This is a genomic window from Clostridium sp. B9 (assembly GCF_050509515.1).
Taxonomy (GTDB): Bacteria; Bacillota; Clostridia; order Clostridiales; family Clostridiaceae; genus Sarcina.
The window spans coordinates 1,935,753-1,950,066 of sequence record NZ_JBNWKA010000003.1; the positions used below are offsets into that span (position 1 = coordinate 1,935,753).

The 14,314-nt window shown below is 29.3% G+C and carries 12 protein-coding genes; 3 read left to right on the plus strand and 9 right to left on the minus strand.

The window, feature by feature from the left end; genetic code table 11:
- Window positions 1-12: 12 nt before the first annotated feature.
- Window positions 13-1,212: a threonine ammonia-lyase gene (gene ilvA / locus ACQZHJ_RS08765; protein WP_430485176.1), complete on the minus strand. Its 1,200-nt coding sequence runs from the start codon at window positions 1,210-1,212 to the stop codon at window positions 13-15.
- Window positions 1,213-1,341: 129 nt separating this feature from the next.
- On the opposite strand from ilvA, the gene ACQZHJ_RS08770 reads away from it, so the two are divergent.
- Together ACQZHJ_RS08770 and ACQZHJ_RS08775 are read left to right on the plus strand one after the other, a co-directional pair.
- Complete coding sequence (locus tag ACQZHJ_RS08770; RefSeq protein WP_430485177.1) at window positions 1,342-1,560, plus strand: DUF3892 domain-containing protein; 219 nt, start codon at window positions 1,342-1,344, stop codon at window positions 1,558-1,560.
- A gap of 1,023 nt (window positions 1,561-2,583) precedes the next feature.
- Window positions 2,584-3,528 (plus strand): tyrosine recombinase XerC, encoded by a 945-nt coding sequence (locus tag ACQZHJ_RS08775; RefSeq protein WP_430486877.1) that lies wholly within the window; start codon window positions 2,584-2,586, stop codon window positions 3,526-3,528.
- A gap of 83 nt (window positions 3,529-3,611) precedes the next feature.
- On the opposite strand, the gene ACQZHJ_RS08780 is transcribed toward ACQZHJ_RS08775, so the two are convergent.
- On the minus strand, window positions 3,612-4,004 hold the full coding sequence (locus tag ACQZHJ_RS08780) for a hypothetical protein (RefSeq protein WP_430485178.1): 393 nt from the start codon (window positions 4,002-4,004) through the stop codon (window positions 3,612-3,614).
- Window positions 4,005-4,171: 167 nt separating this feature from the next.
- Between ACQZHJ_RS08780 and lexA the strand changes: the two genes are divergently transcribed.
- Window positions 4,172-4,780: a transcriptional repressor LexA gene (gene lexA, locus ACQZHJ_RS08785; RefSeq protein WP_430485179.1), complete on the plus strand. Its 609-nt coding sequence runs from the start codon at window positions 4,172-4,174 to the stop codon at window positions 4,778-4,780.
- A gap of 75 nt (window positions 4,781-4,855) precedes the next feature.
- On the opposite strand, the gene ACQZHJ_RS08790 is transcribed toward lexA, so the two are convergent.
- The 7 genes from ACQZHJ_RS08790 to mutS form a co-directional block, all read right to left on the minus strand.
- Window positions 4,856-5,044, minus strand: a complete 189-nt coding sequence (locus tag ACQZHJ_RS08790) for a hypothetical protein (protein ID WP_430485180.1) — start codon at window positions 5,042-5,044, stop codon at window positions 4,856-4,858.
- 149 nt (window positions 5,045-5,193) lie between these two features.
- On the minus strand, window positions 5,194-6,099 hold the full coding sequence (locus tag ACQZHJ_RS08795) for a hypothetical protein (protein WP_430485181.1): 906 nt from the start codon (window positions 6,097-6,099) through the stop codon (window positions 5,194-5,196).
- Between the two features lie 244 nt (window positions 6,100-6,343).
- Window positions 6,344-7,624 carry an aminotransferase class I/II-fold pyridoxal phosphate-dependent enzyme gene (locus ACQZHJ_RS08800; protein ID WP_430485183.1) on the minus strand — a complete coding sequence of 427 codons (1,281 nt, stop codon included), beginning with the start codon at window positions 7,622-7,624 and terminating at the stop codon, window positions 6,344-6,346.
- Between the two features lie 102 nt (window positions 7,625-7,726).
- Window positions 7,727-7,969 carry an RNA chaperone Hfq gene (gene hfq / locus ACQZHJ_RS08805; RefSeq protein WP_430486878.1) on the minus strand — a complete coding sequence of 81 codons (243 nt, stop codon included), beginning with the start codon at window positions 7,967-7,969 and terminating at the stop codon, window positions 7,727-7,729.
- Between the two features lie 42 nt (window positions 7,970-8,011).
- The gene (gene miaA / locus ACQZHJ_RS08810; RefSeq protein ID WP_430485184.1) at window positions 8,012-8,944 is read right to left on the minus strand and encodes a tRNA (adenosine(37)-N6)-dimethylallyltransferase MiaA; all 933 of its coding nucleotides are present in this window, start codon (window positions 8,942-8,944) and stop codon (window positions 8,012-8,014) included.
- Between the two features lie 15 nt (window positions 8,945-8,959).
- A complete protein-coding gene (gene mutL / locus ACQZHJ_RS08815) occupies window positions 8,960-11,131 on the minus strand; it encodes a DNA mismatch repair endonuclease MutL (protein WP_430485185.1) in 2,172 nt (723 codons plus the stop codon).
- A 362-nt stretch (window positions 11,132-11,493) separates the two neighbouring features.
- Window positions 11,494-14,232, minus strand: a complete 2,739-nt coding sequence (mutS, locus tag ACQZHJ_RS08820) for a DNA mismatch repair protein MutS (protein ID WP_430486879.1) — start codon at window positions 14,230-14,232, stop codon at window positions 11,494-11,496.
- Window positions 14,233-14,314 lie beyond the last annotated feature (82 nt).

Below are 14,314 nucleotides of genomic sequence, written 5' to 3' on the forward strand. Positions count from 1 at the left end.
AAGTATATTTTATTAATATATTTGTTTTATTACATAATTCTCATCTGTTAAAGCTTTTTTAATTTCATCTATATGAGCTTGGCCGTTGGTTTCTAATGTTATCTCTATAACCATATTTTTAAGAGCATCTGTTGCTTTGAAGTGATCATGTTCTAATTTAACTATATTTGCATTTACATCAGCTAGTATTTTAGAAATTCTTAAAATTTGACCAGGTTTATGAGGGACTTCCAAGCTAAAACCAAATAATCTTCCTTTTGTAACCAAGGCACTATTTATAAGGGAGGTTATGGTTACCATATCTATATTTCCACCACTTATAATAGAAACTACATTTTTATCTCTACATTTTAATTTATAGGAAGCAGCTAGAGATACCGCCCCTGAAGCTTCTGCTAAAAGCTTATGTTTTTCACTTAATATAAAGAAGGCTTCTACTATTTCGTGGTCAGAAACAGTTATAACATCATCAACATATTCTTTAATAAATTCAAATGTTAAATCACCAGGTCTTTTTACTGCAATTCCATCAGCTATAGTATCTACAGATTCTAAATTTACTATTTCTCCACATCTAAAGCTTTGTACCATGGCATTTGCACCTTCCGCTTGAACTCCTATTACCTTTATGTTAGGATTGATTTCTTTAGCAGCAATAGAAACACCACTTATAAGACCACCACCGCCAATAGGGCAAAGTATTATATCAACATCTTTTAGATCTTCTAAAATTTCTAAAGCTACAGTTCCTTGACCAGATATTATATCTATATCATTGAAAGGGTGTATGAATAGAGCGCCTTGTTCGCTTTCTATTCTTTTAGCTTCATTATAAGCATCATCATAAACATATCCAGATAAAACTACATTTCCTCCTAAGTCCTTGGTAGATTGGATTTTTATTAGGGGAGTAGTTTTAGGCATTACTATTGTAGATTTTACGTTAGCTTGAGAGGCAGCAAAAGCTACACCTTGAGCATGATTCCCAGCAGAAGAGCAAACAACCCCTTTAGCTTTTTCTTCTTCTGATAGTGATCTTATTTTATTTAATGCACCTCTTATTTTGTAGGCTCCAGTTAGTTGTAAGTTTTCACACTTCATATAGACATTATTCCCTGATTTTCTTGAGAAAAATTCACTATACATTAGTGGTGTTTTAATAACTACATCTTCTATATTCTTTCTTGCTTTAATAATATTTTCTAAATACAAAATAATCACCTCTCATTTATGTAAACCTTTTATATTTTAATTATAACAAAATGTAGTAATTTTTTATAGAGAATATTTTATTTAAAATCTGGATAAAATAATGATAAATAAACAAAAGAGGTGATTATTATGTCGGATTGCATAGTAAAAGTTAAAAAGAATACTAATGGTGAAATAACAGATTATATCTTAAGCAGTGGAAAAACAGTTTCTAAAGCAGAAGGTGTTAGAATGGCTGAAGAAGGTATGATTGATGGAGTTATAATTTCTCATTCTAAAAAAGGTGAAGCTTATTTAAGAAGTATTCCAGATGGAAAAGAGAGTAATAACTTAGATGAAATGTCTTAAAAGAAATTAATTATTTCTATAAATAGCTTATTGTAAGCTCTAAAGAGATGTTGGTTTTAGATAGAATTATATAAATTAAAGTTAAACATCAGTATTTATATTAAATATATACGTATTGGTGTTTAACTTTTGTTATCTAATATCCAAATTCGATATGAGAGTTGGTGAAATATAGAGTATTCAAGGTCTTATATTATATTTTAAGGATTAGAACCAGGTTATTACATATATTAACTAACCTCCGAAATATATTTTATATTTTTTGTTGTTTATATGTATAAAAGAAGATTTTTGGGTCAATAATTAAAATGATATATGATTTATAATTTATGTATTACAAATTTATGTTTACGTTATGTAATACAAATAAACAGTTTTGCATTTTGTTTAGAATCAATCGACTGAAGATTAAATGATTTTTGTAAAACTAAAACTAGGTAACGTGAAAATTCTTCTAAAATGCAAAATTAAAAGCCATATATAAAACACTCTAAAATATCCTAATTTATAACTTCGCTAAATATACATTTAGCGAAGTTATTGCTATTTTAAGCAAAATATGCTACAATATAGTCATATCAAGGCTTTGAAAGGGATTTAACTATGGAAAATACACACAATAAACAAGAAAACATTTTTGAAAATTACAATTACCCATCAGAAGTTAAAGAATTGCTAGATTTCAATTTGAGTAATGAAGATCTAACAAACCTAGATCACATTTATAACTATTACGACTCATTAAATATCCAGCGTGATTACGAAGAAATAATCGAAGATTTATATATATTGGTTTTTAAAAGACGATTAAGTAATACACAACTTTCAGAAATCTACAATGTTAATCAAAGAATTATAAAAAGATGGTTTAAAGAACTCGGAATGGACAAGCTCTTAGAAGTAGAAAATAGTATTGATTCTGATAAAAAAATAAATTTCAAAACAAATCAAAACGACGAATTACACTCTGAACAAAAATTAAAATTTGATTTTTTAGAGAAATCGAAGCATCCAAAACGCGTTATTGAGTTCTTAAATTACCTAGAAAATGTAAAAGGTAAATCTATAAATACAATTAAAGGATATTCCGTTGATTTAGGATTGTTTTTTAAATTTCTAAAAGTATATAAAGGTTTAGAGAAAAATGGAAATATAGAAAAAATTGAAGACGTTGAGATTGATACTATATCTGATACTTTTATAAAAGAAATTACACTTTCAGATATTTATGCTTTTTTAGCTTTCTTAGAAAAAGTTAGAAACAATAGCGCTTATGCCAGAGCTAGAAAAGTTGCAACATTAAAATCTTTCTTTAAATTCCTAAACTCAAAACTTAAACTTATTGACGATAATCCGACTGTAGAATTGGAGTCTCCAAAAATAAACAAAAGACACCCTGTTTATTTGACATTGGAACAAAGCATAACCGTTTTAAATTCTATGGATCAAAGCAATAAAAACTATCTTAGAGATTATTGTATATTAACCTTATTCTTAAACTGTGGAATGAGATTATCAGAACTTTGTAATATAGAAATAGAAAAAATTAAAGGTGATACACTTACTATTATAGGAAAAGGTAATAAAGAAAGAACTGTTTATTTAAACGAAGCCTCTCTATCTGCTATAAATAATTATTTAAGAAATAGAAATGATTCAAAAGCTACAGAAGAAGCTAAAAAATATTTATTCTTATCAAGCAAATATAGACCAATAAATAAAAGAAGCGTTGAAATTTTAGTGAAAAAACATATAGAAAATGCAGGTTTTAAAGATCAAAAATATACTCCTCACAAGTTAAGACATACAGCTGCTACTCTCATGTATAAATACGGCAATGTAGATATAAGAAGTCTTCAAAATATATTAGGCCACGAAAATATATCTACTACTCAGATATATACTCACGTAGATGATGAAACTCTTAGAAAAGCAGTAAATACCAACCCTCTAGCCAATTTAAAATAACAAAACCTATTCAAAAAATGCTAAAAATACGAGTATAGAACATATGTTCTATACTCGTATTTTTAGCATTTTAAGAGTTTCAACTACTCTTTTATCTTAAGTTTTCTAACTCCAGGGAATAACTCCTCTGTCATCTCTTCCATTGTTAAATCGTCATTTAAATCAATATCTTCAAGGTATTCTATATGATCAAAAGCGTCTTCATAATCATCTTGCTTAGCTAGATATTCTTCCCAAGTTTCTGTAGTTAATTCTTCTTCTACATCATCATCTTCTTGTTCTTTATTTTCTTCTTCAGTAAGTTTCTTTAGAGCTTCCTCTATCTTCTTATTCTCTTCTACCTCTTTAGCTATATCAGCTATTTTGATAGCTTTTGTATCAATCCCTTGCATTTCTAAACAATCACCGCAGTTATCACAAATCTTACCATTGTAAACATCACAGTAATCATCATTGTTTAATACTTTTTTATCCATAAAGTCACCTCTTAAGTTCAAAATCATTCCTTCATTATAACAAATAAGAAGATTTTTATCAAATCAAAGAGAAATTTTAAAAATTTTCAATAATATGAGAACATAAGTTTGCTATGTTTTTGTTCATATGTTATAATATTACCAAAGAATTGTGAGGTGCAATTACTATGATTAAAGAAGGTTCAGATAAACAAAGTCAAATATATAATTTTCTACTTGAATTCACAAAATCAAAAGGATATCCACCTTCAGTTAGAGAAATTTGTCAAGCGGTTAGTTTAAAATCCACTTCAACTGTTCATGGTCACTTAAAAAGACTTGAAAAGAAGGGGTTAATATATAGAGATCCAACTAAGCCTAGAGCTTTAGAAATCGTAGAATTATCTACTGAAGAAAAGGAATTAATCGATATTCCTATAATTGGAAAAGTCACAGCTGGAATGCCTATATTAGCTACTGAGAATATAGAAGATATGTTCCAAATACCACTTAATTACGTAAAACATAACAATGAGTTATTCATATTAAGAGTAACTGGTGATAGTATGATTGAAGCTGGTATTTTAGATGGCGATTTAGCTATAATAGAACAAAAAAATGTAGCTTCTAACGGTGATATAATAGTTGCTTTAATAGAAAATGAAGCTACTATTAAAAGATTCTTTAAAGAAGATGGATATGTAAGATTACAACCAGAAAACAAAAATTATGAGCCTATAATAGTTCCGGATTGTTCTATTTTAGGAAAGTTAGTAGGTATTTATAGAGCTTATTAAAAGTTAATTATTCAATCAAAGAAAAGTTGTAGAAATTAAACTGATTTCTACAACTTTTCTTCTTTGTTTAAAACTCTATTCGAAAGATTTTTTCTTGAACTTTTCTTTATTTCCAATTGTAACAAACCCCGCTGAAACAACTAATGGAAATATTACGCTATGGTCTCCAAAAGGATTTGAAATAAGTGAATATAATATAATAACTGTACAAATCAACAACACTGTCATTATTATGCGCTCTAAAACTTTTTCACTCTTAACCATTTTACCCCTCCTAAATTCCTCGTTTACCATCTCTTTTTAAGTTAATTATACTATATTTCTTAAGTTAATTATACTATATTTCATAACATTTTTCTTAATTAGACTCTATTCAAATAAATAACTATTTTAGAATGAAATCTCTTACTAAGTTAAGCTTTCATTCGGCTCTCAAGAACCTCTTTCTCATGTTTTAATGTCTTTATATCAAGCTCAAGACTTCTCTTCTCTAATTCCAATCTATCCTCAAATGCTTTCCTAAGCTTCTCAGACTCTTTTTCTATCATCTTAGAGTATTTATCCTCTAAAAGCTCTAATTCCTTCTTGTGATCCTTTCTCATAGCTTCTATAAGCTTTTTGTATGATTCCACCTCTTCTTTATAAGAATTTTCTTTTTCTATATAGAAATTCATCTTATCCTCAAGAGAGTTTTTCTCTAATTCTTTGGTTTTTAAAATTGTTTCACACTCTCTTCTGCTTTCTTTTTCCTCTTCTAAAGCCTCTTTTAACTTTAAATTATCTTCTTTTAAATGTTCTAAAGATTTCAAAGAAGCAATTTCTTCCTTGTTTTTCTCTAATAGGTCATAGTTTCTTGAAACTAGTTGAGATAAAGTGCTCTTATCCTTCTCTAAGGTTACTACAGATTCTCTTAACTCTTCTGTTTCTTTTTTATAAGCTTTAGTCTCCTCTTTTAGTTTCTTTTCTTTTTCTATGAACTCCTCTTCTCTTCTTTGTAATCTCTCTATAGTAGTGTCTTTAATAGACATCTTCTTTACAAAGGCCTCTTCTGCTCTTTTGCCTGCATCCTCACTCATTTGTAATGACGTTAAAAATAGCTGGTTTATCTTATTTAAATAGTCTTGGAATGATTCTATCTCTAATTTTCTCTCTATTAAGGTGGATTTAGAGTTCTCCATTTCATAAAGTGATATCAAAGCATCTAAGCATTGTCCTTGATTTCCAAACTCGTCTGATGCTATCTTTTTAAATTTATCGAAAGTTTCTTCAGTAACTCTGAAGCTTTTTACCTTTAATTCTTTATTCTTGCTCTCTTCCATTTTTAAAACCTCTTTCTATTTGTAATACTTTATGTATTTTAAAATTGTAATACGTAATATTTACAATTAAATTATATAACACAAAAGGATTTTTATCCATAATAAAAAGACACCTTAGACTAAAAAAGCTAAAGTGTCTTAAATAAAGTATTTTTTTTAATTAGTATCACTTTCTATATGCTATATAAAATTAAGTTAACCATTAGAACATAGTAACACTTACTTAAAATAAGATAGTAGTTTATTACTTAACTACGTTGTTTAAAGCTATTAAAACTCCAATTTTAGCATGGTCAAATGTTAAACCACCCTGTAAGTAAGCTATGTATGGCTCTCTTATAGGTGCATCTGCTGAAAGTTCTATTGATGAACCTTGAATAAATGCTCCAGCTGCCATGATTACTTCATCAGAATATCCTGGCATAGCCCATGGTTCACACTCAACAAATGAATCTATTGGTGATGCATATTGAACACCCTTACAGAATTTTATAAGTTTTTCTTTATCATTGAATTTTATAGCTTGAATTATGTCACTTCTCTTATCATTGTATTTAGGTAACACTTCAAATCCAGCAAGTTCCATGATTCTAGCACAGAAGATAGCTCCTTTTAAAGCTTCCATAGCTATATGTGGTGCTAAGAATAATCCTTGGTAGAAATCTTTCATAACTCCAAATGTACATCCACACTCAGCCCCTATACCAGGTACTGTTAATCTATAAGAAGCTTGTTCTACATATTTCTCTTTACCTACTATGTATCCACCAGTTGGAGCAATTCCTCCACCGATATTTTTTATTAATGAACCAGCTATTAAGTCTGCACCAACATCTGTAGGTTCTATAACATCTATAAATTCACCATAACAGTTATCCACAAATACTATTAAGTCTTCTCTTAATTCTTTTATAGCCTTTATAGCTTCTCCTAACTCTTTAACTTGGAATGCGTTTCTCCATCCATAACCAGTTGATCTTTGCATATGTATAAGTTTTATTGAATCATCTTCTTTAATCATCTCTAAAGCTTTTTCTATGTTTATCTTTCCATTGACTAAATCTACTTGCTTATAGTTAACTCCATACTCTTTTAATGACCCTATGTTTTCCTCTCCACTTATACCTATTACACTATGTAATGTATCATATGGACTTCCAGTAACAGCTAGTATTGTGTCTCCTGGTCTTAAGTTACCAAATAAAGCAGTACCTAAAGCATGAGTTCCATTTACAAAGTGAGGTCTAACTAAAGCCTTCTCTGCATTAAATATTCTTGCATAAACCAAGTCTAAAGTATCTCTTCCAACATCTCCATAACCATATCCAGTTGAGTTAGTGAAATGATTATCTGAAATTCTTTCTTCTTGGAAAGCTTTAAGAACTTTTAATTGGTTAAACTCTCTTATTTCGTCATATATCTTAAACTCTTCTTCTACATCATTTATAGCTTGATTGTAAAGTTTTAAAGTTTCATCAGTGAAACCGTATTTTTCTTTTAGTAATTCTATAGTTGCATTAAGCATTATTATACCCCCGCATTATTAAATATTCGTACATTTATAAATCTTAACATATACAAAAAAAATAGGCAAACCAATAAGGCTTACCTATTTTCAAATATATTTTTAATTATCTGAAACCTGTGTATTATTAAATAAAATAGGTCTAGCTGGTGATACTGTACTCATAGCATGTTTGTAAACAAGCTGTTGCTTTCCATCACTATCTAAAACTACTGTAAAACTATCGAACCCTTTAACTATACCCTTTAATTGAACACCATTTACTAAGAAAACTGTTACTGGTATTCTTTCTTTTCTTGCATTGTTTAAAAATATATCTTGTAGGTTATTGATTGACTTATTCATCATATTGCCCTCCATAAATTATAGTATAGTTTAATTATAAACCTAAGATTTTATTATGTCATTAATAATTTTGGCAGAAATCTCTTTTTCAGAAGAGAATTGGTCTTTATCTATAAATATGGCTCTAGGATCCTTTCTAAACCATGTAAGTTGACGCTTAGCATAATTTCTACTACCTTGCTTTATCATCTCTTCACACTGTTCTAAGGATATCTTATTATCTAAATAGTATAATACCTCTTTATATCCTATCCCCTTCATAGATTGCATATCATCTGTAAGTCCCATTTCTTTTAATTTCTTAACCTCTTCTAGAAGGCCTTTTTGGAACATGATATCAACCCTCTTATTTATTCTCTCATAAAGCTTAGCTCTATCCATATTAAGTACATAATAATATATATTATATGAAGTTTTATAAATACTATTCTTAGCTTTGAAAGATGAGAAAGGCTTTCCTGTTAACTTATAAGTTTCTAAAGCTCTTATAACCCTTTTTCTATTATTAAAATGTATTGTTTCATAACTTTCAGGATCTATCTCTTTAAGCATTTCATGTAAATATTCATTCCCATGTTCTTCAGCTATCTTTTCAAGCTCTTCTCTATACTCTTCATCCTTATCACTTTCTGCAAAGTTCATATCACAGATTATTGAGTTTATATAAAGGCCAGTACCTCCAACTAATATAGGAAGCTTTCCTCTACTTTGAATATCTTTAATTTTTTCAGTAGCAAGCTCTTTAAACTCAGCTACACTAAACTCCTTCTCTGGTTCAACAAAATCTATTAAATAATGAGGAACACCATTCATTTCCTCTTCTGATATTTTAGCTGAACCTATATCCATGTATTTATAAATCTGCATAGAGTCAACAGAGATTATCTCCCCGTTTAACTTCTTAGCAAGATCAACAGAAAGGTCACTTTTCCCTACCGCTGTTGGTCCTGCTATAATAAGTAAATCATTATTCATTTAAACTGTTTCTCCTTAAGTTATTCTTTTAAATTTCTTATCTAATTCATAGCTAGTGAATTTTATTATAGTTGGTCTTCCATGTGGACAATGGAATGGATCATGAATATATCTTAAGTCCTCTATTAAGTTATCCATTTCTAATATGCTTAAAACATCATTAGCCTTAACTGCCGCTCTACATGACATTGATGCTATCTTATTGTATTTAACCTCTACAGTTTCTCCACTACCCATTTTCTTAAGGTTATTTATCATAGAAGTTATAAGGTCAGTTGGGTTTAACTTATCTAAAAAGTATGGTACCTCTTCAATTCTTATAGAAGTATCTCCAAAATCACTTATCTTAAATCCTGCCTTTTCGAATATCTCTTTATTCTCATCATAATAAAGATATTCTTCCATAGGTAATGTAACAACCAAAGGAACCATTAAAGGTTGAATTTCAACTTGCTTATTAGCTATAGAGTTAGAATACTTTTCAAAAAGTATCTTCTCATGTGCTGCATGTTGGTCTATTAAGTATAGTATAGAATCATGCTCTGCTAATATATAAGTCTTATTAAACTGTCCTATAACCTTAAGCTTAGGAAACTTAGCTTCTCTATATACAGGAGTATTGATAGAAGGCTCCCTTTCTTCACTCTTAATTTCCACTTCATCACAGTCTACTTTGTTTAAAACACTCTCATTAGTATTAAAAGCATTCGCTTTATAATTATCACTCAAAACCTCTTTGTTATTTACTAAAGCATTTCTTTCTTGAGGTTGAAGTGAAGCTGGTGAAGAATAAGGCTTTTCATCACTAAATCCTTTATTAGAAATATGTGAAAAATCTTCCCTAACTTCTGGTTTAATCTCATTTTTAATCAACACAGGCTCATAAGTAAATTCTTTATACTCTGATTTAATCTTTGAAGTTTCTATAGTATCCTTTTCTGAAGAGGTGTTTGAAAGTCCGCTTTTTAAATCAACAGGTATTGAAACCTCAGTTTTACTTTCAGAAGCAGGTTTTGAAAATGGATCATTATATGAATATGATTTTTCAACCTTTCTTTCCTCAGTAATTCTAGGATAGACATTTTCCTTTAGTTTTTCTAAAGTACTTATCTCTTTATCTAAACTTTCCTGTATTACTTCTACCTTTAGTTCTTCAAATTTCTTCTCTTCCTCTTCTGGCAGAGTAAATGTATCCTTAACATATTCCCTCATAGCAGAGTGAACAGCATCAAATACTGTTTTAAAGATAAATCTTTCATCCTTAAACTTAATTTCTGATTTAGTAGGATGTATATTTACATCTATAAGCTCTGGATAAGTATCTATGAATAATACAAAGAAAGGAAACTTCCCTGTTACGTTAAATGATCTAAAGGCATTTTCAACAGCTACAGTTAAACTTCTATTTTTAACATATCTTTTATTAACAAAAAGACTTTGATTATTTCTAGAAGCTCTAGCTAAAGTATCGTTTCCTATAAAGCCATATACAGAAGCTGTATCCTTATGATCTTCAAAGTATATTACATTCTCAGCAGTAGCTTTTCCATAGATTGTTCTTATAACATCTATAAGCTTTCCATTTCCGTAAGTTTGTAATACTTTCTTGTTATTATTAAATAGCTTAAAGGCTACATCTGGATTAGCCAAAGATAGTCTATTAACCAAATCACTAATTATGGCGCTTTCTCTAGCAGTAGTTTTTAAGAACTTCTTTCTAGCTGGTACATTAAAGAACAAATCTCTAACTTCTATTTGAGTTCCCTTGTTTAATGGACAATCCATTAAAGATTCTTTTTCTCCACCAGAAATGATAAGCTCTTTCCCTAAGGCTTCCTCTTCAATTTTACTTTTAAAGTTAATCTTAGATATGGAGGCTATACTAGGTAATGCTTCTCCTCTAAAACCTAAGGTGTTTATACTAAAAATATCATAAGAATCTTTTATCTTACTTGTAGCGTGAGGATTAAATGCTTTTTCTACATCATCAGGATGAACTCCATTTCCATCGTCTATTATCTTAATAAGTGTTTCTCCACCATTTTGTATTTCTATGGTTACATTCTTAGCTCCTGCATCTAAGGAGTTTTCAACTAATTCCTTAACAACAGAAGAGGGTCTCTCAACAACTTCCCCAGCTGCTATCTTATTAGCAGTATCTATATTCAAAATATTTATTCTATTCAAAAATCCTCTCAACTCCCTTCTAAACAAAATTAGCTTTTTGACTCTTTTTAAGAAATTTTGATTTTAGCTAGCCCCTCAGACTTATTTAATTTCGCAAAGAGTTTCTATTATATATTCCAAAATAATAGCTAAGACTTTTAAACTCGCTACGGTTAAGTGAAAGTCCAAATTTTCAATTTGGTATCTTGAACTTACACATTTGAACGTAGAGAAAATGTGCTTCATATTAAAAAGTCTCTTAACGCTATTATTTTTCCATATATAATGAAACTCTAATTACTCATTAAAATAGTCTTACGGTTCTATCTAAAATCAAAACTAATTTAAAGTTGAGTTAAATATATTTAAAATTTAAAAATAAACTACAATAAATTCTTAGCTTCTCTTACTAGGTTATATAACTTGTTCATAGCATCCATAGGATTTAATGACATTATATCAACCTCTGATAGTTCTTTGATTAGATTATCCTTTTCTAAGCTTGTGAAATCTAATTGCATTTGGTCGTCTTGATTTTTATTTTTATTAGCTTTTTTAGAAACTGCTTTATCTAGTTCTAGAGTTTCTTCTATAGTAGTTTCAATAGCAACATCTTCTACTATTTCTTCTTTTATAGAATTTTCTTCTATAGTTTTAACCTCTTCATAAGAAGTTTTACTTTCTTTTATGATTGTTTCTAGTTCGTTTTGAGATGATTCACCTTCTAAAGTAGCTAGTATCTCTTTAGCTCTAGAGATAACATCCTCTGGAATTCCAGCAAGTTTAGCAACCTCTATACCATAAGACTGGTCAGCTCCCCCTTCAACAATCTTTCTTAAGAATATTATGTTATTATCAACTTCCTTAACTGCTACTGAGTAATTCTTAACTCCAGGAATTTCTCCTTCTAACTTAGTTAACTCATGATAGTGAGTTGCAAATAATGTTTTACATCTTAAATCCCTATTTTTGCATATATACTCTATAACAGACCAAGCTATACTTAATCCATCATAAGTACTAGTTCCTCTTCCAACTTCATCTAAAAGAACTAAGCTGTTCTCTGTAGCATTTTTAAGAATATTTGAAACTTCCCACATCTCAACCATAAATGTACTTTTACCACCAGCTAAGTCATCAGAAGCTCCTATTCTAGTAAAGATTTTATCAACAATACTTATTTTAGCCTTACTAGCTGGAACAAATGAACCTATTTGACACATTAAAGTGATTATGGCAACCTGTCTCATGTAAGTAGATTTACCTGCCATGTTAGGTCCTGTTATTATAAGAAGTTGGTTATCCTCTTTATTTATAAGAGTATCATTTGGAATGAATTCTCCTTTAGGTATAACTTTTTCAACAACAGGGTGTCTTCCATCCTCTATATTAGTATCTCCACCTTCTGTTATCTCTGGTTTTATAAAGTCATTTTCTAAAGCCACAAAAGCTAAGTTACTTACACAGTCTAACTCTGCAATTATTTTAGCAGTAGTTTTTAATCTATCTATATGCTTCTCAACTTCATTTCTTATTTCTATGAAAATCTCATACTCTAAGGCACAAAGTTTTTCACTAGCACCTAAAAGTTTCTCCTCTATTTCCTTAAGCTCAGGAGTTATAAATCTTTCAGCATTAGCTAGGGTTTGCTTTCTTATATATCTTCCTTCTGGAATAGAAGAATAGTTAGCCTTTGAAATTTCTATATAATATCCAAAAACCTTATTAAATCCAACTTTTAAAGATTTAATTCCAGTAAATTCTCTTTCTCTATTTTCTAAGTTAGATATCCAATCCTTACCGTTAGTCTTAGCAAGTCTTAATTCATCTATTTCCCCATTAAATCCATCTTTTATCAAATCTCCATCTTTTATAGTTAATGATGGATCTTCTTTTATAGCCCTATCTAAAAGGTCATATATATCTTTTAAATCATCTAAGTTATTATGATAATCCTTTAAAAGATTAGAACTACAGTTTTCTATAACTGATTTAACATTAGGTATTTTTCCTATAGAAGTTTTTAAGGCCATTAAATCCTTAGCATTAGCATTTTTATTAGAAATCTTACCTAGTATTCTCTCTATGTCATATATATCATGTAAAGCTTCCTTTAAAGAATCATTTAAAGATATATCAGAGAATAGTTCTTCTACTGCATTAAGTCTTAAATTTATCTTCTCTTTATTAACTAAAGGTTCTTCTATCCATCTTCTAAGCATTCTGCTTCCCATTGAAGTTTCAGTTTTATCTAAAACCCATAAAAGAGAACCTTTCTTGCTTTTTTCTCTTAAGTTTTCAGTAAGCTCTAAGTTTCTTCTTGAACTTAAATCTATTGTCATAAAGTCAACTAAGCTATAAACTTCTATATCATTTATATTAGTTAAGCTTATTTTTTGAGTATCTAATATATATTTAACTAAGGCATTACTTGCTTTTTTAACCATTAAGCTTAAAGTATTAGTCTTATCTCCAAATTGCTCTTCTAATGTGCTTTCAACCTCTTCTTCAAAATATGAAAGTGGTTTTCTACTTATTAATGCAGGAGTAGTTAATGTAATTTCTCTTATAAGCTCTGGATTTATAGAGTCTAAAAGAATTATCTCCTTAGGGTTAAACTTAGATATCTCATCTAAAATTACTCCTTTTTCTAATTCGCCCTCTGTAGCTAAGAAATCCCCAGTAGATATATCTGTAATTCCTAAAGAACACTTATTCCTAGCTTCATCAACGAAAATAGTCATTATGTAGTTATTCTTAGTTTCCTCAACAAATGAAGAATCTGTATATGTTCCAGGAGTTATAACCTTTATAACATCTCTTTTAACAATTCCTTTAGCAACCTTAGGATCCTCAACTTGCTCACAGATAGCAACCTTATATCCTTTAGATACTAATCTTCCTATATATGAATTAGATGCATGGAATGGAATACCACACATAGGTGCTCTTTTCTCTAAACCACAATCTCTACCAGTAAGAACTAACTCAAGCTCTCTAGCAGCAGTTTCTGCATCCTCAAAGAACATCTCATAGAAGTCTCCAAGTCTAAAAAATAGTATACAGTCTTTGTAGTTTTCTTTTATTTCAAAATATTGTCTCATCATGGGCGTTAAAGCCATTCTAAGTACCTCCATTTAATCTGTAAATTTATGAATATTATCTTATGTCATACTAATCATTTTAACATATTTTTAAGATAAT